The organism is Plantactinospora sp. A48 (assembly GCF_055793945.1).
Window position 1 is genome coordinate 1 of sequence record NZ_JBTIXF010000007.1, and the last position, 20,128, is coordinate 20,128.

Annotated in this window: 17 protein-coding genes and 1 pseudogene; 10 read left to right on the forward strand and 8 right to left on the reverse strand. The window is 73.3% G+C overall.

The genetic code is table 11. The features are described 5' to 3' along the window. Positions 1–94 precede the first annotated feature (94 nt). Positions 95–259, forward strand: a pseudogene (locus tag ACXN5W_RS05725) (DUF58 domain-containing protein); the annotation flags it as partial. Then, positions 253–2,787, forward strand: coding sequence for a transglutaminase TgpA family protein (locus tag ACXN5W_RS05730; RefSeq protein ID WP_473157089.1), 2,535 nt, complete (start codon positions 253–255; stop codon positions 2,785–2,787). The pseudogene ACXN5W_RS05725 and the gene ACXN5W_RS05730, both read left to right, overlap by 7 nt. A 140-nt stretch (positions 2,788–2,927) precedes the next feature. Here the strand turns inward: ACXN5W_RS05730 and ACXN5W_RS05735 are convergent, their stop codons facing one another. Continuing rightward, positions 2,928–3,908 carry a sulfite exporter TauE/SafE family protein gene (locus ACXN5W_RS05735; RefSeq protein WP_473157090.1) on the reverse strand — a complete coding sequence of 327 codons (981 nt, stop codon included), beginning with the start codon at positions 3,906–3,908 and terminating at the stop codon, positions 2,928–2,930. Between the two features lie 134 nt (positions 3,909–4,042). Next, positions 4,043–4,867: an SAM-dependent methyltransferase gene (locus tag ACXN5W_RS05740; protein ID WP_473157091.1), complete on the reverse strand. Its 825-nt coding sequence runs from the start codon at positions 4,865–4,867 to the stop codon at positions 4,043–4,045. 124 nt (positions 4,868–4,991) lie between these two features. Between ACXN5W_RS05740 and ACXN5W_RS05745 the strand changes: the two genes are divergently transcribed. Beyond that, positions 4,992–6,035, forward strand: coding sequence for a class I SAM-dependent methyltransferase (locus ACXN5W_RS05745; RefSeq protein WP_473157092.1), 1,044 nt, complete (start codon positions 4,992–4,994; stop codon positions 6,033–6,035). A gap of 315 nt (positions 6,036–6,350) precedes the next feature. Here the strand turns inward: ACXN5W_RS05745 and ACXN5W_RS05750 are convergent, their stop codons facing one another. Then, on the reverse strand, positions 6,351–7,808 hold the full coding sequence (locus ACXN5W_RS05750; protein ID WP_473157093.1) for a non-reducing end alpha-L-arabinofuranosidase family hydrolase: 1,458 nt from the start codon (positions 7,806–7,808) through the stop codon (positions 6,351–6,353). Between the two features lie 335 nt (positions 7,809–8,143). Between ACXN5W_RS05750 and ACXN5W_RS05755 the strand changes: the two genes are divergently transcribed. The 3 genes from ACXN5W_RS05755 to ACXN5W_RS05765 all read left to right on the forward strand — a co-directional run bounded on the left by ACXN5W_RS05755 (position 8,144) and on the right by ACXN5W_RS05765 (position 10,798). Then, a complete protein-coding gene (locus tag ACXN5W_RS05755) occupies positions 8,144–8,974 on the forward strand; it encodes an alpha/beta fold hydrolase (protein WP_473157094.1) in 831 nt (276 codons plus the stop codon). 109 nt (positions 8,975–9,083) lie between these two features. Continuing rightward, the gene (locus ACXN5W_RS05760; RefSeq protein ID WP_473157095.1) at positions 9,084–9,437 is read left to right on the forward strand and encodes a YciI family protein; all 354 of its coding nucleotides are present in this window, start codon (positions 9,084–9,086) and stop codon (positions 9,435–9,437) included. A gap of 131 nt (positions 9,438–9,568) precedes the next feature. After that, the gene (locus tag ACXN5W_RS05765; RefSeq protein ID WP_473157204.1) at positions 9,569–10,798 is read left to right on the forward strand and encodes an RNA polymerase sigma factor; all 1,230 of its coding nucleotides are present in this window, start codon (positions 9,569–9,571) and stop codon (positions 10,796–10,798) included. Positions 10,799–10,828: 30 nt separating this feature from the next. Here the strand turns inward: ACXN5W_RS05765 and ACXN5W_RS05770 are convergent, their stop codons facing one another. Next, positions 10,829–11,671, reverse strand: coding sequence for a hypothetical protein (locus ACXN5W_RS05770; protein WP_473157096.1), 843 nt, complete (start codon positions 11,669–11,671; stop codon positions 10,829–10,831). Positions 11,672–11,827: 156 nt separating this feature from the next. On the opposite strand from ACXN5W_RS05770, the gene ACXN5W_RS05775 reads away from it, so the two are divergent. Continuing rightward, positions 11,828–12,664: a DUF1028 domain-containing protein gene (locus tag ACXN5W_RS05775; RefSeq protein ID WP_473157097.1), complete on the forward strand. Its 837-nt coding sequence runs from the start codon at positions 11,828–11,830 to the stop codon at positions 12,662–12,664. A 110-nt stretch (positions 12,665–12,774) separates the two neighbouring features. Here ACXN5W_RS05775 and ACXN5W_RS05780 read toward each other — a convergent pair whose 3' ends face one another. Both ACXN5W_RS05780 and ACXN5W_RS05785 read right to left on the reverse strand, forming a co-directional pair. After that, complete coding sequence (locus tag ACXN5W_RS05780; protein WP_473157098.1) at positions 12,775–13,500, reverse strand: maleylpyruvate isomerase N-terminal domain-containing protein; 726 nt, start codon at positions 13,498–13,500, stop codon at positions 12,775–12,777. Continuing rightward, positions 13,497–14,405, reverse strand: coding sequence for a phosphatase PAP2 family protein (locus ACXN5W_RS05785; RefSeq protein WP_473157205.1), 909 nt, complete (start codon positions 14,403–14,405; stop codon positions 13,497–13,499). The genes ACXN5W_RS05780 and ACXN5W_RS05785 overlap by 4 nt, the downstream gene beginning before the upstream one ends. Positions 14,406–14,578: 173 nt before the next feature. Between ACXN5W_RS05785 and ACXN5W_RS05790 the strand changes: the two genes are divergently transcribed. From ACXN5W_RS05790 to ACXN5W_RS05800, 3 genes are all read left to right on the forward strand, one after another. Beyond that, entirely contained in the window at positions 14,579–15,250 is a 672-nt protein-coding gene (locus ACXN5W_RS05790) for a DUF3159 domain-containing protein (RefSeq protein WP_473157206.1), read from the forward strand. Between the two features lie 103 nt (positions 15,251–15,353). Continuing rightward, positions 15,354–15,971: a hypothetical protein gene (locus ACXN5W_RS05795; protein WP_473157099.1), complete on the forward strand. Its 618-nt coding sequence runs from the start codon at positions 15,354–15,356 to the stop codon at positions 15,969–15,971. Next, complete coding sequence (locus ACXN5W_RS05800; protein ID WP_473157100.1) at positions 15,968–18,553, forward strand: M48 family metalloprotease; 2,586 nt, start codon at positions 15,968–15,970, stop codon at positions 18,551–18,553. Before ACXN5W_RS05795 ends, ACXN5W_RS05800 begins: the two co-directional genes overlap by 4 nt. A 71-nt stretch (positions 18,554–18,624) precedes the next feature. Here ACXN5W_RS05800 and ACXN5W_RS05805 read toward each other — a convergent pair whose 3' ends face one another. Together ACXN5W_RS05805 and ACXN5W_RS05810 are read right to left on the reverse strand one after the other, a co-directional pair. Beyond that, positions 18,625–19,023: a DoxX family protein gene (locus ACXN5W_RS05805; protein ID WP_473157101.1), complete on the reverse strand. Its 399-nt coding sequence runs from the start codon at positions 19,021–19,023 to the stop codon at positions 18,625–18,627. A 209-nt stretch (positions 19,024–19,232) separates the two neighbouring features. After that, positions 19,233–20,087, reverse strand: coding sequence for an LLM class flavin-dependent oxidoreductase (locus ACXN5W_RS05810; protein WP_473157102.1), 855 nt, complete (start codon positions 20,085–20,087; stop codon positions 19,233–19,235). Positions 20,088–20,128: the final 41 nt, after the last annotated feature.

The window sequence follows — 20,128 nt, forward strand, 5'->3', positions numbered from 1 at the left end:
GACCTGCTCCGTGGCCCGGTGCTGATCCTGGCTGTGGCGTTGCTCACCCTGCTGCTCGGCCGCCGGGCCGGGCTGCCAACCTTCGGCCTCGGTGCACCTGGGCCGGGTCGGCGCGCTGCGCGGGGCGTACCCGTCGGTGGTCGTGGGGATCTTCGGCGCCGAGGGCCCGGTCCCGGCGGCGGCGCCCGGCGTGCTGGTGATCGCGGCCGGTGACGGCGCCGAGTTCGCCGCCGAGTGGGACGGGGTACGCCGGTGGTGAGGTGGCTGCGCACCCTGGTCGGGCCGGTCGTCCTGGTGGTGCTGGTGGGTCTGGCCGGCGTCGTGCTCGGGCGGGTGTACGCCGACGCGCTGCTCGGCTGGCTGGTCCTCGGCGCCGCGGCGGGGTCGGTGCTGGTCAGCGTCGCGGCCCGGCGGCTGCCGTCCTGGCTCGTCGCGCCGCTGTCCGTGCTCGGCCTGCTCGGCTACGCCACCGTCGGCCTGTGGTTGGCGGCCCGGCACTCCGACGTCCCGGGGGCGTTGCCGGCGGTGGCGCTGGACGCGGTCCGCAACGGTATCCCCCGGCTGCTGACCGCGCTGATCCCGGTCCAACCCACCCCGGACACCGTGGTGGTGCCGCTGGTGGTGGCCTGGCTGTCCGGGCTGGCCGGAGCCGAGGTGGTGTTGCGGACCAACCGGGTCCTGCTCAGCTACCTGCCGGCCACCCTGTTCTACGCGGGCGCGCTGTACGTGGTGGGGCCGAACGCCGAGCGCGCGGTCTGGCCCTCGGTGGGCTTCGCCGCCGCCGCGGCGGTCGGGCTGGCGGTCTCCGGCCTGCGCGCCGACCCGCCGGGCGGTGACCGGACCGACCCGGCGGCGGCGCTCACCCCCGCCCTGCGCGCCGCGCTGCGACTGCGGCTGCTGGCCAGCACCGCGGCCGGGCTGACCCTGGTGGTGGGGCTGTCCGCCGTCCTGGCGCCGGTGGTGGCCGGGCGCGACGACGGAGCCCCGGTGGACCCTCGGCAGTACGTCGAACCGCCCACCGTCGACAGCCTGGACGAGAGCCCGCTGATCCGGATCTCCGGCTGGGCGCTGCACCCGGACCAGGAGTTGTTCCAGCTGTCCAGCCAGCGGCAGCCGCGTACCGGGCCCGACCATGACGGCGGCGCGGTGGCACCCACCGACGACGCCGACGGCGATCCGGACGGCGCCGATCCCGGTGACACCGATCCCGGCGGTGACGATCCGGGCGACACCGATCCCGACGGTGGCGCGGTCGCCGGGCTGCCCGTGCGGCTGGCCGTGCTCAGTGACTACGACGGGGTGACCTGGCAGGTCGGCGCCACCTACCGCAACGCCGGCCGGATCCTGCCGCCCACCCCGCCGGACCCGGACGTCACCGTCGACACCGTGCGGCAGGACATCACCATCACCGGGCTGAGCGGTCAGCTGCTGCCGGCCGTGGCCACCCCGGAGCGGGTCGCCGGGGCCAGGGTGGCGTACGACGCGGCCACCGGCACCCTGATCCGGCCCGAAGGCCTGGCCCCCGGGGTGCGGTACGAGGTGGTCTCGGCGCTGGAACGGCCCGATCCGAACGCGCTGGCCCTGGCCGACGTGCCGGCCGGGGACGAGGTGGCCCGGGTACTACAGGTCCCCGACGGCGCCCCCGACCAGTTGCGGTCCCTCGCCGAGCAACTGGCCGACGGCAACGGCGCCCCGTACGCCCGCGCCGACGCGCTGCAGAGCTTCCTGTCCGAGCACTATCGGCTGGTCTCCGACGCGCCCAGCGGACACGCCTACCCGAACCTGAAGTTCTTCCTGTTCGGTCCGCGCAACGGCGGCGGGCAGCGCGGCACCTCGGAGCAGTTCGCCGCCGCGTACGCGGTGTTGGGCCGGATGATGGGGTTGCCCACCCGGGTGGTGGTGGGCTTCTCGTCGGCCACCGGCAGCGGGCCGGTGCGCGCCGCCGACGCGTACGCCTGGCCGGAGGTGCTGTTCCAGGGCGTGGGCTGGGTGGCGTTCGACCCGCTGCCACGACCCAACACCCAGCCCCGGCCGGTCGAGGAGGACTTCAAACCCAAGCCGGAGGATCCGCCGCCCACGCCGGAGGACGACCCACCGACCGCCGCGCCGACACCGTCGGCCAGCGCGGAGCCGGCCGCCGCGGCACGGCACGGCGGAGGCGTACCCGCGCCGGTGCTGGCCTCCGGCGGTGCCGGTGGGGTGCTGCTGCTGATCGCCGCGCTGGCGCTGACCCTGGTCCTGCTGCGCCGGGCGCAGCGCCGCCGCCGGTTGGCCGAGGGCAGCCCGGCCGAGCGGATCGCCGGCGCCTGGCAGGAGGTGGTCGACGCGCTGCGACTGGCCGGCCGGCCCGCTGGCCTCGATCTGTCCGCCAGCGAGGTGGCCCGGCACGCCCGCGCGGTGATCGAGGCTCCCCCACCCGGCCGGCGCTCGGGCCGCCGCGGCGCCGGTGCCGGTACGGCTCCTCCCGCCGCCCCGGCCACCTCAGCCCCGGCCGCTTCCACCGCCCCGGCCACCTCCAGCCCGGCCACCTCCGCCTCGGCCGCTCCCGCCCCGGCCACCTCAGCCTCCGCCCCTTCCGCCGCTCCGGCGTTCACCGGCCCGGACCTCGACCGGCTCGCCGATCTGGTCAACCGCAGCGCCTTCGCCCCGGACTTCGTCGACGACCCGGCCGCCCGACAGGCCGCCGCCGACGCGGTCGCGTACGCCACGGCGCTACGCGAGCGGCGCCCCTGGTGGCGGCGACTGTGGTGGTCGGTCAATCCCGGCCCGCTGCGCTGGCGCCGCTGACCCCGCCCGCGGTCCCCGCCCGCCGTCTCTCGATCAACTCAATGCCGGCGATATCGGGGTGTCCGGATCAGCCCAACCCCCCGATATCGCCGGAATTGTGTTGACCATGGGGTTGGCCACGGCTCCCGTGGGCGGGGTATCTAGGCGGACCGGGGCGCGTCGACGAGCTCCCTCGGCGGAGCTAGCAGGGCGCGTTCGGTACGGGCCAGCGCGGGCAGCCCGTGCCGGCGACGGATCGCCATCCAACCGAAGGTCGCGGCCAGCACCACAACTGCCAGAATCGTCAGCAGCACGGCGTCGGGCGCGTCGAGCAGCTTGACCGCGCTGGCCACCAGCACCACGGTGAGCGCGCGACGGACCAGGCCGCCGGGTGCGCGCGCCGACAACTGGGCACCGATCCAGGCCCCCGGTATCGCGCCCAGCAGAAGCGAGGTGGTCAGGTCCATCCGGAAGTCGCCGAAGAGCAGATGGCCGCTGGCGGCGGCGGCGACCAGCGGCACGGCCTGGATCAGATCGGTGCCGACAAGCCTCGCCGGGGAGAGCAAAGGGTAGATCATCATCATTGCGATGATGATGAGCGAACCGGAGCCGACGCTGGTCATACCGACGACCAGCCCACCGACCGCGCCGACCAGTACGGTCGGCAGCGGCCGGACCCGCAGCGCCGCGTCCGGCACCGCCGCGTCGGACTCGGTGGCACCACCGCCGGCCGCCCGGTTCCGGCGCTCGGCGGCGTGCGCGACCATCCGGGTGTAGGTCCGGAACACCAGACCGGCGGCGGCCAGCAGCAGGGCCACCCCGAGTGCCGTCTTGATGCCCTGTTGGAGCCGCTCGCCATCGCCGAGCGCCCGCAGCAGCCAGACCCCGGCGAACGCGGTGGGCACGCTACCCACGCAGAGCCAGCCGACCAGGGGCCAACTCACGGTGCGACGGCGGATGTGTACGAGCCCACCGACCGGTTTCATGATCGCGCTGACCATCAGGTCGCTGGACACCGCCGCGAGCGGCGGAACCCCGAAGAAGATGACGAGCATCGGGGTCATCAACGCCCCGCCGCCCATGCCGGTCAGCCCGACAACGATACCGACGCCGCAACCGGCCAGCACCAACGCCCAGTCCACTCTATCGAGGATGGTGGCTCTCTCGGTAAAAGTCGAGCTTTCCGATGGGAAAGGTTTAACCCCCGTTCGGGCGCCACCGCCAAACGCCGAGGTCGCGGCGGCTCGTGTCGGTATTTGCGACAGGTGAACATTGGTCAGGGCTTGCGGGCCACCGCTCCGTACGCGGCCACGTCGGCTGGCGCGGGTCGCGATCCGGGGTCACCGTCGGGCCGCCAGTCCACCACGGACACGACGCCCGGCGGCACCAGGTCCAGCCCGGCGAAGAACCGGACGAAGGCGTCGCGGCTCCGTGGCACCAGTGTGCCCTGCTCGGGGGTCATCGCGCCGCGCACCTCGGCCACCTGCTCGGGCGGCATGAAATCCAGGGTGCCGTGCGACATGGCCAGGTAGCTGCCCGAGGGCAGGGCGTCGACCAGCCGCCCCACCGCGTCGAACGGGTCCTCGTCCGCACGGACGAAGTGCAGCACGGCGACCAGCATCAACGCGATCGGCCGGCCGAGATCCAGGGTCGCGATCAGGTCCGGATGCTCCAGGATCTTCTCGGGCTCCCGCAGATCCGCGTCCAGGTACGCCGTCCGCCCCGCACCGGAGCCGGTGAGCAGGGCCCGCGCGTGTGCCAGCACGATCGGATCGTTGTCCGCGTACACGATGCGGGTCTCCGGCGCGATCGACTGCGCCACCTCGTGCGTGTTGTCGGCGGCCGGGATGCCCGTACCGATGTCCAGGAACTGCCGCAGCCCGGCCTCACCGGCCAGGTACGTCACGGCCCGGCGCAGGAACCTGCGATTCTCCACCGCCGCGGTGCGGACCGTCGGGAACACCGCGGCCATCGCGTCCCCCGCCGCCCGGTCGGCGGCGAAGTTGTCCTTGCCCCCCAACAGATAGTCGTACCGCCGGGCCGGGTTCGCCACCGTCGTGTCGATCCGTGGCCCCGCCCGCCCATTATCCACTCCGGACACCGATGACCTCCCCCGTCGATCTGCCGTCCGTTCATCACCGTACCCCGGGGACCGGCCGGCGGTCGGTGCCGTCGACGGGCGGCACCGGGCCGGCTCGCCGCCGACCACTGGCATGATCGTCACCATGTCCGTCGAACCCGCCCCGCCACCGGACGCGCACCCCACACCGCCGCCCGGCAGCGGCAACGGCAGCAGCGGCAGCGGCGGCAGCAGCAACGGCAACGGCCCCGCACCGAACGCCGAATCCGCCGCGCCGTCCGGCACCGGCCCCGCATCGTCGCTCGCCAACGCCAACGCCAACGGCACCGGCACCGACACCGGCATCGCGCCGTCGGCCGGCACCGACCGAGCGTTGACGGCGTTCGATGACTGGGAGCGGCGGGCCTGGCGGGACCGGGCCGCTGTCTACGCCGACAGCTACGCGGTGGTCTGCGCGTACCCGGCCGAATCACTGCTGGACGCGGCCGGAGTCGGCCCGCGGACCCGGCTGTTGGACGTGGGCACCGGTCCCGGCACGGTCGCGGGGTTGGGCGCCGCGCGCGGCGCCCGGGTGACCGCGGTGGACGCCGAACCCAGCATGGTACGGCTGGCCGCCAGCCGGGTACCGGACGCCGAGGTGCGGGCGGCGGTCCTGCCCGACCTGCCGTTCCCGGACGGCGCCTTCGACGCGGTGACCGGCAACTTCGTGATCAACCACGTCGGACGACCGGTCGCCGCCGTCGCCGAACTGCGTCGGGTGACCCGCCCCGGCGGCCGGGTGGCGCTCACGGTCTGGCCACAGCCACCGGCACCCACGCAACGGCTGTGGATCGAAGTGCTGGCCGCCGCCGGGCTGACCGGTCCGGATGACCTGCCAACGGTCGCCGACGCGGACAACTTCGCCCGTACCCCGGAAGGATTCAGCGGGTTGCTGCGGGCCGGCGGCCTCACCGACGTCATCTGCCAGCGGTTGGACTGGGAACTGCGGATCGATCCGGACCGCTGGTGGCAGGGGCCGGCACACGGGCTCGGCCAGCTCGGCCGGGTCCTCCCCCGGCTCGACCCGGCCGGACAGGCCGTGCTGCGACGGCACTACGACCGGCTGTCCGCCCGGTACCGCACCGCCGACGGGCAGCTCGCGCTGCCCACCACCGCCCTGCTGGCCACCGGCCGCGTCCCGACCGGCTAGGGCCGTGGCAAGCCTCTGGCCGGTCGCCTAGGGTCGCGTCAAAACCCCTGGCCCGCCTGCGTTGGCGTCGGCTCGATCGAGGACTTTGACACCGACCCCAGCCGTCCTGGAGGCGCACCGCCAGACCGGCCCACCGGAACCGGCAGACGGGCCGCTGGTCGACCGGCCCCGGCGGTGGTCGGTCCCCGCGCGAACGCGGCGGGGCCCAGCCGTGAGGCCGGGCCCGCCGTTTCAGATCCGCCCGATCCGGACCACCCGCCACCGGGCGGGCGGTGGGTGGTCCGGACTGCTCGGGCTGGTTACGGGGTCGGACGATCAGCGCTGCAGGGTGAGCACGCCCGGCCGCCAGGGCAGCAGGTTGTAGTCGCCGCTGGCGGTGGGCGACTTGCCCTGGTAGAGCAGTTGCAGGTTGCAGGGGTCGATCGTCTTGGTCTGGTCGGGGTTGTTGCGGACCAGGTCACCGTGGCTGATGTCGTTGGTCCAGGTGGCCCCGCTGTTGGCCTTGCCGGCGAACGGGTTGCTCTCGCTGGCGGCGTTCGGGGTCCAGTTGCCGCTGAGGCTGCTGGCGGTGAACGAGCGGAAGTAGCGGTTCTCGCTCGCCCCCCGCGCCTCGACCATCATCAGGTACTGGTTCTGACCGGCGACCTTGTAGACCTCGACCGCCTCGAACAGGTTCTTGGTCGTGTCGCTCAGGACCGTGGTGTAGTTCGAGCCGAAGCTGCTGGGGAAGTTCCCGATCGGCATGCTGGCCCGGTAGATCTTGCCGTTGTCACCGGCGAAGAACAGGTACATGTTCTGGCCGTCCCCGATCAGGGTCTGGTCGATCGGGCCGTAGGGGGCATCGGGGACGCTGCCGGTGAACAGCGGCTGCGGCGCGGACCACCCGTTGGGGTTCGTCGGGTCGCTGGAGGTGCGGTAGATGAACGGCCAGGAACCCCACTGGTACGCCAGCACCCAGATGTTCTTCGGGGCGAAGTAGAACAGCGTCGGGGCCACGGTGCCGGAGTTCATTCCGGTCTGGGGGGCCGATGCCATGTCGGACCAGTTCGTGAACGGGCCGAAGGCCATCGACCCGTACGAGCCGGAGGAGTTGACGTTCGACGCGTAGACCAGGTGCTTGCCGTTGTAGACGACGTTGGTGAAGTCCTTCACCGACACCCACCCGTTCTTCGGGTTCGCCAGCGAACCCGTCGAGGTCCACCGGTACGACGACGGCAGCGAGCAGTTGTTCGGCGGCGGGCTGGTCGGCGGGGCGCTCGTGGGTGGCGCGCTGGTCGGCGGCGCGCTGGTCGGCGGCGCGCTGGTGGGTGGGGTGCTGGTCGGCGGCGCGCTGGTCGGCGGTCCGCTGGTCGGCACCGTGCCACCGTCACACGCCACGCCGTTGAGGGCGAAGTTCGTCGGCGTCGGGTTGCTGCCGGTCCACGAGCCGTTGAAGCCGAACGAAACCGTGCCGTTGGTCGGGACCGAGCCGTTGTAGCTCATGCTCTTCGCGGTGACGGCCGAACCGCTCTGGGTCAGCGCCGTGTTCCAGGCCTGCTGCACCGTCTGCCCGGCACCGAACGACCAGGTCAGCGTCCAACTGGACACGGCATCGCCGAGGTTGGTGATGGTGACGTTGGCCCCGAAGCCGCCCTGCCACTGCGACGACACGGCGTAGTTGACCGAACATCCGGCGGTGGCGGCGGAGGCCGGCAAGGCCATGATCGCCGGCAACGCCAGCAACGCGACGCCGGCCGACACCAGGCCGGCATTCGTCGCTCTGAATCTCCTCATAACGCACCCTTCCTGGGGGATGGCGACCTACGCATTTGCTGGGACCACTTTGTGAGCGCTAACAGTCGTATCGGGTATGTTACGGGAGCGCTCCCAGACCCTCAATGCTCTTCGATGAGTCGCTGCCACGAAGCCGCGCTCCGTCGCTGGTCAGTGACGCAGAAGGCAACCGCCGGCAGATACGGACCGCAACGGTGCTCACGTTAAGGAAGGGCCCCCTGTTATCGCTTTCGGTAGAGGAGGGGCCCCTTCCTGGCGCCCCGGACCGCGTTCCGGCCCGGTGGGGCGCGAGCGGGACTAGTATCCGGCTCATATCCGGGCAAAAGGGGGAAGCGGTGCCGTATCTATCGGTCGGGGCGGAAAACTCGGGGACCATCGACATCTACTACGAGGACCACGGGGACGGGCCACCCGTGGTCCTGATCCACGGCTTTCCGCTCAGCGGGGCGGCCTGGGAGAAGCAGGTGACCGCGCTGGTCGCCGCCGGCTTCCGGACCATCGCGTACGACCGGCGCGGCTTCGGCCGCTCCAGCCAGCCCGTGGACGGGTACGACTACGACGTCTTCGCCACCGACCTGGCCGAGTTGCTGACCGTGCTGGACCTGAACGACGTGGTGCTGGTGGGGCACTCGATGGGCACCGGCGAGGTCACCCGCTACCTGGCCCGGTTCGGTTCGGACCGGATCAGCAAGGTCGTGCTGATCTCGCCGATCCCGCCGTACCTGCTGAAGAAGACGGACAACCCCGAGGGCGTCGACCAGAGCGTCTTCGACCAGATCAAGGCGGCCATCATGGCTGACCGGTACGCCTACCAGACCCAGTTCCTGCGCGACTTCTACAACCTGGACCAGAACCTCGGCAAGCGGGTCAGCGAGGAGGTGGTCCGGGCCAACTGGACCGTCGCGGTCAACGCCTCCCCGATCGGTACGCTGGCCTCCGTCGACGCCTGGCTCACCGACTTCCGCCCGGACGTGGCCGCGATCGACGTACCGGCGCTGATCATCCAGGGCGACGCCGACCGGATCCTGCCGTTCCCCGCCACCGGACAACGGCTCGCGGCGGCGATCCCGGACAGCAGACTCATGGTCATCGAGAACGGCTCGCACGGGATCCCGTGGACCCACGGCGACGAGATCAACCGGGAGTTGCTTACCTTCCTCAAGTAGGCGCCGGGAAAACCGGGCGAGCTGTCGAATCCGCGTACCGGCGATCGTGTAGAGGGCGCCGGCCCGGCCGCACCGGCCGGTCCACCCACGGTACGAGGAGGATGGCGACATGAAGCAGTACCTGCTCAGCATCTACCAGCCCGACGGCGGCACTCCCCCGCCCGAGGTACTGGAACCGATCATGCGCGACCTCCGGGCGCTGAACGCCGACCTGCGCGCCGCCGGCGCCTGGGTCTTCTCCGCCGGCCTGCACCCACCGGAGAGCGCCACCGTGTTGCGGGCCAGCGGCGACGACGTGTCGATGATCGACGGGCCGTTCGTGGAGGGCAAGGAACACCTGGGCGGGTTCACCGTGATCCGCGCCGCCGACCTGGACGAGGCCCTTGACTGGGGTCGCCGGCTGTCCCTGGCCACCACGTTGCCGGTGGAGGTGCGACCGGTACAGGACGGACCCCCCGCGTGAGCCCGGCCCCGCCGACCGATCCGCCGAGCGGCGCACCGAACAACCCGGGGGCTGGACCGGCGGCCGATCCGCCGACCGGCTCGGTGCGCGACCCGGGGGCTGGACCGGCGGCCGATCCGCCGACCGGCTCGGTGCGCGACCCGGCCGTCGGCACGGCGGACATCGAACGGGTCTTCCGGGCCGAGTACGGCCGGGCGGTGGCGGTCCTGGTCCGCCTGGTCGGGGACATCGACACCGCCGAGGAGGCCGTCCAGGACGCCTTCACCGACGCCGTACGCCGCTGGCCCCGGACCGGCCTGCCGCCCCGCCCCGCCGGTTGGATCATCACGACCGCCCGCAACCGGGCCATCGACCGGCATCGTCGGGAGGCCCTGCGGCTGGACCGGCACGCCGAGGCCATTCTGCTGAACGCCACCGACGAGCCGACCGGGGAGAGCGCCGTGCCCGACGACCGGCTCCGACTCGTCTTCACCTGTTGCCACCCCGCGCTCGCCCCCGATGCCCGGGTCGCGCTGACCCTGCGGCTGCTCGGCGGGCTCACCACCGCCGAGATCGCGCGCGCGTTCCTGGTGTCCGAGCCGACGATGGCGCAGCGGCTGGTCCGGGCGAAGAACAAGATCCGGACGGCCGGCATCCCGTACCGGCTGCCCCGGGAGGCGGACCTGCCCGCCCGGCTGCGCGCGGTGCTGGCGGTGATCTATCTCGTGTTCAACGAGGGCTACGCCGCCACCTCCGGTGCCGCGTTGGTCCGGGCCGACCTGTGCGCCGAGGCGGTCCGGCTGGGCCGGTTGCTCACCGCCCTCATGCCCGACGAGCCGGAGGTGTGGGGACTGCTGGCGCTGATGCTGCTCACCGAGTCCCGCCGGGCCGTCCGCACCGACCCGGACGGTGTCCTGGTACCGCTCGGCGAGCAGGACCGGACCGGTTGGGACCGGCCGCTCATCGCCGAGGGCCAGGCCATCGTGCGGGGCCTGCTGCGCCGCGACCAGCCCGGTCCGTACCAGATCCAGGCCGCCATCGCCGCGGTCCACAGCGCCGCGCCGACCGCCGCCGACACCGACTGGGTCCAGATCCGCATCCTGTACGACCAGCTCCTGACGTACCGGCCGGATCCGGTGGTGGCGCTCAACCGGGCGGTGGCGGTGGCCGAGACCGACGGGCCGGCCGCGGCGCTCGCCCTCGTCGACGGCCTGGACCTCGACGGATACCACGTCTTCCACGCGGTCCGGGCCGACCTGCTGCGCCGGCTCGACCGGATCGCCGAGGCGACGACGGCGTACGGGACAGCCGCCGAACGCGCCGGCAACAGCGCCGAACGGGCGTTCCTGCTGCGTCGCCGCGCCGCCCTCGGCACGGAATAGCCCGTACCGTCCGACGACGTTCCGGGCCGCCTACCGCCGGTCGGCCCGCAGCATGCCCACACCGGAGCTGGCGTCCAGCTCGACCCGGTCCTTCGTGCGCGCCCAGTCCGGCTGCTGGATGACGGTCCCGCCGCCCACACCCCCACGCCGGTCGCCGTCGACGTCCACCAGGCCCGCGCCGCCGCCGAACCGGACCCGGATCGGGGCCCGGCCGCTCAGGTGGACCAGGACCTGCCCGGCACCCCCGCGCACGCCCAGGACGACCTGACCCTGCGGCGCCGGCAGGGAGACCTCGATCCGCGCCGCCCCGCCGACGAACTCGATCCCGGCCACCCGGCCCGCCCGCAGCTCGAGGGTCTCCTCCCGCGCCCCGCCGGCCAGGCGAAGGCGCCAGCGCACCGTACGGTTGAGCGTGATGCTCACGATTGCCGTGCCCGAGCCATCGGTCGGCGCCAGCCGCGCCACCACGGTGTCGTCGTCGACCGTGACGACCGGCCGCACCCGGGAACCCTCCGGAGTGGAGACCCGGGACAGTTCGTCGCCGAGGTCGGCCGTGGAGATACGTACCGCGTCCGCGTTGTCGACCAGTTGCAGGGTGGCCTCGCGTTGGTCCGGTGCGGGCGGACGCCGGCCGGGGGAACCCGCCATCCTCTGGTCGTCGGCGGGCTCCGGTGTGCTGCGGCCGGAGGCGGAACCCACCCGGCGGCCCTGGGGCGGAACGGGTTCGGTGGGTGCGCCCCGGCCGGTCCGATCATCCAGCCGTCCGCCGTCGCCCGAGCGCCGCTCGGGCGAGGTGCAGCCCGAAACCAGCACGGCCAGGACGGCGAGTCCAGCCAGGACCAGCAGATACCGGCCCTTCCTCCGCGTGGTCATCGAAGCCTCCTCGCTCGTGACCCGTGTCCTGACCCGACACTCTCCGCGAGAACCTCATGTTATGCAAGATCATGGCGGACCGCCAGCAGCGCCCGAACCCGTACCAACCGCCCGCTGGACCTCGCCCGGCCCGACCGCGACCGTTATCGTTCGCGGGTGACCTTCTCGATCGTGGCCCGCTCCACCGACGGCCGGCTGCACGGGGTGGCCGTGGCCAGCAAGTTCCTCGCGGTCGGCGCGGCGGTGCCGGGCGCCGAGGCGCGGGTCGGCGCGGTCGCCACCCAGGCGTACGCGAACCTCGCCTACCGGCCGCAGGCGCTGGCCATGCTGCGTACCGGGGTGGCCGCGGCCGACGTGGTGGCCGGGCTGATCGCCGCCGACCCGGGTCGCGACCAGCGGCAGGTCGGGGTGGTCGGCGTCGACGGTGACGGCGCCACCTACACCGGCGGCGGCTGCCACGACTGGGCCGGTGGCCAGGCCGGGCCGGGCTGGGCCGCACAGGGCAACATCCTGACCGGACCCGAGGTGATCGACGCACTCCGGGACGCCTGGCTGGCCGGCGCCGACGAACCGCGGTTCGCCGTACGGCTGCTCGCGGCGCTGCGCGCCGGGGACCGCGCGGGCGGTGACCGGCGGGGTCGGCAGAGCGCGGCGTTGCTGGTGGTGTGTCCCGGCGGCGGGTACGGCGGTGGCAGTGACGTGCTGGTGGACCTGCGGGTCGACGACCACCCGGACCCGGTCGCCGAACTGGGCCGACTGCTGGACATCCACACCATGCTGTTCGAGAAGCCCGATCCCGACACCCTGCTGGACCTCACCGGTGAGCTGGCCGCCGAGGTGGGTCGCCGGCTCGCCGCGCTCGGCCACCCGCCGACCGGTGCCGACCTCGACGCCGCCCTGGAGTCCTGGGCGGGTGTGGAGAACCTCGAGGAACGCCTGGTGCCCGGCCGGATCGACCCGGTGGTCCTGGAACACCTGCGCAAACTGCCCTGAGTCCGGTCCGTCAGACAGCAGGTGCCCGCGCCACGGGCGAACCACGGGCGCGGATCCGCCAACCGGAACGGATCCGGGAACGGTCGTCGTTCACGTACCAGGGGGTCGGGTCAGCCGAACGAGAGCCAGCGCAGGCCGAGGCGGTCGGCCGCGGTCCGCTCGGCTGGGCTGATCGGTGCCCGGCCGGTGGCCTTGGCGATGAAGGTCCGCCGGTCCCAGCCGAGGTCCGCGTACCGGGTCGGCCGGTCGTCGACCGCACCGTCGTCAACCGCACCGTCGCCGGCGGTCCCGGTCTCGGCCGTCTCGCCGAGCAGCAGGCGTTCGATGGCCTCCGCGGCCTCCGGGCTGAGCCACGGCTGCCGGTCGAGCGCCGCCGCGAGGTCCAGCCCGTGTACGCCGAGTTCGACCACCCGGGTCAGCAGGAACTCGTCCAGTTCCATCGGGTCGCCGTGCCGGGTGAGCACCAGCCGGTCCGGCGGTTGGTCGGCGACGGCTTGCCGGACGGCCCGGCAGGTACGGTCCAGTTCCTCGGCGATGGCGCGCCCGCTGGACGCGCTGGACGCCTCGTTCCGCGCGGCCACCACCCGGGCCGCGTCGGTGGCCGGGAGGAACTTGGTTGGCGCGTAGTAGCCGGCGGCGTCCACCTCGGCCCGCTCCGGTGCCGGTTGGGCCAGCATCTCCAGCACCCGCGCGGTGGCCGTACGCACATGGGCGAGCAGGTCGGCCACGGTCCACGGCGGACAGTCGGTGGGCCGGACAAAGGATTCCTCGGGGAGGTCCAGCATCACCTCGGTGAGTCGCCCGGCCTCGGCGGCGAAGGCTGCCCGGACCGTCATGTCGGCTTGAAGCCGGTGGAGTCGGCGAGGCGGGGCACCACCCGATGCACGGTGGCCAGCACCAGGCCGACGACCAGACAGGTGGTGCCGGTGATGCCGAGGGCACTGCCGGCGTACGCGACCAGCAGCCGGTTGCCGCTCAGTTCGTCGGGCGGGGTGGGGCGCAGGGCGAGGGTCCAGTCGGCGGCGTACCAGGCCGCCGCCAGCGACGCCACGGCGCCCATCAGCAGCAGGCCGGTGGCGATCCGGTGGGCGTCGGCGGACCGAGGCTGGGTGTCCAGCCGGTCGGTCTGCAACAGGCCCAGCCCAACGAGCGACGCCCAGACCCCGACGATGAGCAGCGAGGCGACCGCGTCGCTCGGCCGGTGCCAGCCGGCCGACAGGGTGGCCACCCCCGCCAGCGCCGTGTAGATGGCGCCGATGAACGTCCCCCACACCCGGGCGGTACGCGGCAACACCATGATCAGTGCGACCGCCACCGAGGCGGCCACCGCGGTGTGTCCGCTGGGCAGACTGTTGCCGGCCGCGGCCCGCTCCGGGTCGATCCCGAGGTCGGGCCGGGCGATGAGGTACTTCAACACCTGCACGGTGATGTTCGCCCCGGCGATCAGCAGTGTGGCGAGAATGGCCAGGGCGACCCGCCGGCGGATCAGCGCGATGAACCCGATCACCGCCGTGGCCACCAGCAGCGACACCGCCGACATGGCGTTCAGTACGGTGCCGACCAGCCCACTGATATGGTCACGGCCGATGTAGTTCCCGGTCAGGGCGACCGTGTCCAACCACTGGCCGGCCTCGGTCCGCACCGCGAACCGCCAGAGCGCGACGAACGCGAGCAGTTGGACGGCGGTCAGGAATACCAGCCAGGTGGCCATCAGGCCGGTCCGCCGATTTTGCATGCGCAGAGGCTAGCGGTAGGTCGCCCGCCGCGCCCCCGGGGAGGGTCGCCTTTTTCACGCGTCGTCAGGACGCGGGTTTCACGTTTGGTCGGGACACGGACCGGTGCCGCACCGCGCGGTTCGTCGATGATCCGAGCGGTTGGTCAGGGTACCCTCAGCAGTTGCGAGAGGAGACTCAGATGCCGGCCGACACCGAGCGGACCGACGGCGAGTCGTTGACCGAGCTGCTCGGTGGCCGATCCGGCGCGGTGGATGCCACGTTGCCACCGGTGGCGTTCGGTCTGGGCTGGCTGCTCGGTGGTCGGTCCATCCCGGTGGGCGTGGTCGCGGCGCTGCTGGTCGGCGTGGCCGTCGCCGGCTGGCGGCTGCGACGCGGGGACCGGCCGCGGTCGGTGTTGATCGGGCTGCTGGCGGTGTGCGTCGCGGCGCTGGTGGCGCTGCGCACCGGCCGGGCCGCCGACTTCTTCCTGCTCCAGGTGGTGTCGAACGCGGCCAGCGCGCTCGCCTTCGCCGTCAGCATCGTGCTGCGCTGGCCGCTGCTCGGCGTGGTGGTCGGCACCGTGCTGGGCCAGCGCGGCCGGTGGCGGCGGGACCGGGCGCTGCTGCGCGCGTACGGCCGGGCGAGTTGGCTGTGGGCGGCGGGCTACCTGCTGCGGGTGCTGGTGTTCGTACCGCTGTATCTGGCCGATCAGGTGGTGGCGCTGGTCGCCGCCCGGGTGGTGCTGTCCTGGCCGCTGGTGGCCCTCACCCTGGCCACGAGCTGGTGGGTGATCCGGCGGTCGCTGCCCGCCGGCCACCCCGGCCTGCGGCATCCGGTCGAGCCCACCCCGGCGGACCACCCGGCCAGGTAGCCGGTACGGCGCGTCCCCGACCGACGCCGATCGATCAATTGATTCTGCTCTCTATCCTGGCTGGTACGTCGGTTCGACGCACCGGACGGCGAAGGGGGGCGGGATGAGCGCAGTAGGGGATCGATCTCTGCTGGACGATCTGGCCCGGCCCGTCGTCGTCGAGTTCGCGCCAGGCGAGGCGGAACTGTTTCCGCTGCTCGCCGACGCCTACCACGCTGGCCAGCCCCGCAGCCGCGGCGGGTCGCCCGGTCCGCTGGAGTTCGGCCTTCCGGAGGCCACCGCGCTGCTGACGCCGATCCTGCTCGGCGCCCTCACCGAGACGATCGGTTATCTGGTCACCGAGGCGGCTGCCAGAGGCGTCACGTTGACCGCCGATGCTGTCCGGCGGATGTTCCGCCGCCCGGCCGCGCACACCACAGCGCCTGCCGTGCCGCCTGCCGTGCCGGCCCGACCGGCCGCCGCAACCGCCCTGCCACCCGGACCGCCGGCTGAAACGCCCGGACTGCCCGTGGAGGCGCCCGAGCTGGGGCTGACGGATCGGGAGTGGCGGCGGATCCGCGAGATCGTCGAGCAGACCGCGCGGCGCGGCGGCGTCGACCCGGACCGGGCGGCGCTGATCGCCGACGCGGTGGTCGGGCAGGGCCGCTCCGGCGCCGACGACCGGGCCAGCCCGGAGCGTTCCGACGACCACGTTGACCCGGGCCGGGCGAGCCGGAAGTGACAGCTCTCGACGTACCGGTGGCGCCGGACGTCACGCGCCGGTGGCGGCCAGTCCCCAGCGCGACCACCATCCGATTCGCCCTGCTGATCGGTGCCGTCCTGGCAACCAGCACCTTCCTGTGTCTCACCGTCAGCCTGGCCCTGCCCGGCCGGGCCGACGCGGTCATCGCCGGGCTCGACCGCTGCGAGGCGGCCCAGTCGGTCGACCCGGACCACACCCGCCCGGTACGTACCCAGGCCGACGCGAAGCTGGTCCTCGCGGCGACCGCCCGGTGGCGGGCCTGCACACGGCGGGTCCTCACCCCGCAACTGGTCGCGGTGGGCGGCGGTCTCGGCACGTTGACGGCCACCGCCGGTTTCGGCTATCTGCTGCACCCGTGGCTGCTGGTCCGGCGGCGCTCACTGCGCCGGCTGACCGTCGCGGACGCGCCCAGGCTGGTCACCGAACTGGACCGGCTGGCCCGAGCCTCGGGTCTGCGCCGCTCGCCGGAATGGCTGCTCGCGCCGGCCAGCCAGACGGCGGGCGGGCAGGCATTCGGGTTGCCGGGACGACGCCGGGTGTGCCTGGACGCGGGGCTGGCCGTCCGGGCGGTCACCGACCCGCCCGCCTTCCGGGCGGTGGTCCGGCACGAACTGGCGCACCTGCGCAACCGGGACGTGGACGTCACCTATCTGACGGTGTGGATCTGGCGTGCCTTCCTGGCCGTGGCCGTGCTGCCGTACGCGGCGTTGACCCTGCATCCGCACCTGCTGAGCGCGCCGCTCGACTGGCGGTGGCAGCGGTGGGGGCCCGGGACGACATCCCGGGCCTCAGTCGTCGAGTTCGCCGCGATCCTGATGCTCACCGTGCTTGTCCACCTGACCCGCAACGCGATCCTGCGGATCCGTGAGTTGCAAGCCGACGCGGTCGCCGCCCGGCACGACGAGGGGGCGTTCGTCGCCGTCCTGTCCGGGATGCCAGCGCCGGGCCGCCGGTTCCGGTTGGCCCGCTGGGGGCTGCATCCGTCCCCGGCCCTCCGGCTCGCCGTGGTCCGCGATCCGGCCCGGGTGCTGCGCCCGGGGTGGTGGGAACTGCTGGCGGCCGGTCTGGCCGGCGGGCTCGCGAGCGTCAACGCGATGCTGCTGCTCGGGCTGGTCGCCGGGCTCGAACCGGTGCTCGGGGTGGCGCTTCTCGGGCTGGTGGTCGGCCCGCCGCTCGGTGTGCTGCTCGCGGTGACGGTCTGGCGGGCGGGTGTGGCAGCCGCCGGTCAACCGATCCCGGCGCGAAGCTGGCTCGCCTGGCCCGCCGCGATGACCGGAGGACTCGTCGTGGGGCTGTTCGCGACCTGGTCCAATCCGCTCGTCGGGCGGCACGAACTGGTCGACGTGCTGGGCTCGTGGGTTGTCGCCGCCCCGGTGCTGCTCGCCGGGGCGGTCCTGCTGACCGGCTGGACCGTCTCCGCCGCCCGGGAGGTGCTGGCCGCGGACCGGCGATGGTGGGCGATGCCGGCCGTGGTGGGCACGGCGGGGGCGGCCGGTGCGGTCCTGCTCGCGGTGTGGCTGCCGTACAGCATCGCCGCGCACCAACTGGGCTGGCACTGGGGTTCCCGGCCGGCCACGGGCGCGGACATCGGCTGGTACGTCCAACTCAGCGCATACAGCGGCGTACAGCTGGGACCGGCGGCCCGGTTCGTCCGCAACCCACTGACGCTGCCGGTGCTGACGCTGCTCTGGCTGGTGCCGGCGCTCGCCGCGTTGCGCCGCCCGACAACGCTGGCGGCCACCGTACGCCCGGCCCCCGCCATCGCCCCGGCGGCCGACGCCCCTTCCTGGGACCGCCCGTTGCCGCTGCGCCGGGCCCTGGTCCCGGCCGTCGTCGGCGCGCTCGCCGTCGCGGTGGCCGAGGCGCTCCTGCCGTACGTGCTGCGCTCCGCCCTGCCGTTGGAGATCCGCACCGACCTCCCGGCCGGCACCGACGGGCTGCCGTTCGCCGCGGTGCTGGACAACACCACCGTCGGCCTCCCGTCGCTTGCGGTGGCCCTGGTGACCGTCGTCGTGGTGGCCCGCACCCGGCGCCACCGCGCGGCCCTGGCACTGCTGGCGGCGACGGTGACCGGCCTGCTCGGTACGGCGGTCGTCTGTCTGGTGGGGTTGCCGATCCAGTGTCGGACCAACGTCTGGGGTTCGGCTCCGGCGCCGACCCGCTGCTTCTCGTCGCAGCCGCCCGAGCTGATCTCGATGGCGCTGCACTGGATTGTCGTTCAGGGCCTGATCCTCGCCGCTCCGCTCGTGTTGCTGGTTCTCGCGGCCGGCGCGTTGGCCGCGCGCTGGCGGGCCCGGACGGGTGCCGGCGAATCCGACCGGTCGAGAACCCGGGAGCAACCGGCCACATCCGACCAGCCGGCAATATCCGACGAGCCGGCCACATCCGACGAGCCGGCCACTCCGGACCAGCCAGACACGCCCGCCGGGTTGGTCCGGCCGCCGAACACGTTGCGCCACCTTGGCGGCGTCGCGCTGCTGGTGGTGCTGGTCGGGCTGGTCGGATGGCTCACCTGGGCCATCCTGCCCACCGCCGCGGACCTCTGGCTGGGCGTGGGCTGACAACGCCGTTGACCGGGCCCGCCCGGCGAGATCGACCGGCTGGTGGTTGCGCCGTGGGACCGGTCAGGCGGTCAGGCGGTCAGGCGGCCGATGATGACGAAGACGCAGAGCGCCAGGATGACGGCGTTCGCGGTGATGTTGCCGGCTTCCCGGTTGCCGTGACCGGCCGCCCGGTCGGCCCGCAGCAACCGGCTGTGGCTGGTCAACGCGCCGGTCATCACGATGGCCAGGCCGACCGCGGCCAGCGGCGTGAGCACCGGCGCCACACCGGTCAACCCGGGCAGGATCAGCCCGAGCACCGCGAGCAGTTCGGCGTACGCGGTCAGCCGGATCACCGGCAGCGGGAAGGGCGCCACGCCGGTCTGACCGGACGCGATCAACCGGTCCTTGGGCTGGGTGCCCTTCACGAGCCCCGACCAGAGAAACAGGGTGGCCAGCAGGATCTGCACCACCCACAGCGCGATGTTCATGACTCGTACTCCCGGTCCTGGTGGTTGTCTGTACCAGGACCGGCGCAGCGGGCCGAGATGTGACGAGCTGTGCCCGGCGTCACCGGCGGACGCCGATGCGCTGGTGGGCGCCGATGCGCCGGCGGACGCCGATGCGCCGGTGGGCGCCGGGCCGCCGGCAGGCGCCGGTGCGGGCCCCCGCCCGACACCGGCGTGTCAGAGACGGGCGGTCACAGCACCGCGTCGGCCAGCCGGTCGACCTCGTCGAGGGAGCCGACGCTCGGGTAGAAGAACATCTCGGTGATGCCCGCCTCGGCGAACCCGTCCGCCAGGTCACGAGCCTGCTTGGGATCGCGTATCGCCGACTCGACGATCGTGTCGACCCACTGCTCGAGGAACCCGTAGTAGTCCCGCAGGGTGGCCCGGGAGGCGGCCTCGTCGCCAAGGCCGAAGTAGACCATGGCGGCGAACCGGGGCTCGCCGTCGCGGCCGGCGTCCCGCCACGCCTGCCGCACCTTGGCGATCATCGGTGCGGCCTGCTCGGGGCCACCGGCGCCGGCCGTCCACCCCTCGGCGTACTTCACCGCGCGGGTCACGGTGGCCTCGGAGGCGCCGCCCATCAGGATCGGGACCCGGTTGCCGCGGACCGGCTCGGGGCCGACCGGGAACTCGTCGCCGGTGACGCTTTCGCCGGCCCAGGAGCGGTGCAACAGGTCGAGGGTTTCGTCCATCAGCCGGCCCCGGCGCTGGAACGGCCGGTCCAGCGCCGCGTAGTCGTCGGGCCGCCCGCCGACCCCGAGGCCCAGGGTGAGCCGGCCGCCGGACATGACGTCCAGGCTCGCGGTCTGCTTGGCCAGCAGGACCGGAGGGTACGCCGGGGCGAGCAGGATGTCGGTGAACAGCCCGATCCGCGAGGTCGCGCCGGCCGCCACCGCGAGGGTGGTCAACGAGTCGAGGTTGGGATACACGATCCGGTCGACGGTCGCCAGGCCGGCGAAGCCCCGTTCCTCGGCCCGGCGCGCCCAGTCGGCCACCAGGGGCCCGGCGTTCCGCACGGTGTTCGGCAGTCCGATGCCAATATCCATGCCTGCCACTCTATGTCGGGCGACGCCGATCGGGCAGAGTC

What these genes read in the sequence shown, in the direction of transcription:
- ACXN5W_RS05805 (WP_473157101.1), bottom strand. Translation starts at nt 19,023, where the DNA reads ATGAACATCGCGCTGTGGGTGGTGCAGATCCTGCTGGCCACCCTGTTT.
- ACXN5W_RS05745 (WP_473157092.1), top strand. Translation starts at nt 4,992, where the DNA reads ATGTCCGTCGAACCCGCCCCGCCACCGGACGCGCACCCCACACCGCCG.
- ACXN5W_RS05810 (WP_473157102.1), bottom strand. Translation starts at nt 20,087, where the DNA reads ATGGATATTGGCATCGGACTGCCGAACACCGTGCGGAACGCCGGGCCC.
- ACXN5W_RS05760 (WP_473157095.1), top strand. Translation starts at nt 9,084, where the DNA reads ATGAAGCAGTACCTGCTCAGCATCTACCAGCCCGACGGCGGCACTCCC.
- ACXN5W_RS05750 (WP_473157093.1), bottom strand. Translation starts at nt 7,808, where the DNA reads ATGAGGAGATTCAGAGCGACGAATGCCGGCCTGGTGTCGGCCGGCGTC.
- ACXN5W_RS05780 (WP_473157098.1), bottom strand. Translation starts at nt 13,500, where the DNA reads ATGACGGTCCGGGCAGCCTTCGCCGCCGAGGCCGGGCGACTCACCGAG.
- ACXN5W_RS05795 (WP_473157099.1), top strand. Translation starts at nt 15,354, where the DNA reads ATGAGCGCAGTAGGGGATCGATCTCTGCTGGACGATCTGGCCCGGCCC.
- ACXN5W_RS05790 (WP_473157206.1), top strand. Translation starts at nt 14,579, where the DNA reads ATGCCGGCCGACACCGAGCGGACCGACGGCGAGTCGTTGACCGAGCTG.
- ACXN5W_RS05770 (WP_473157096.1), bottom strand. Translation starts at nt 11,671, where the DNA reads ATGACCACGCGGAGGAAGGGCCGGTATCTGCTGGTCCTGGCTGGACTC.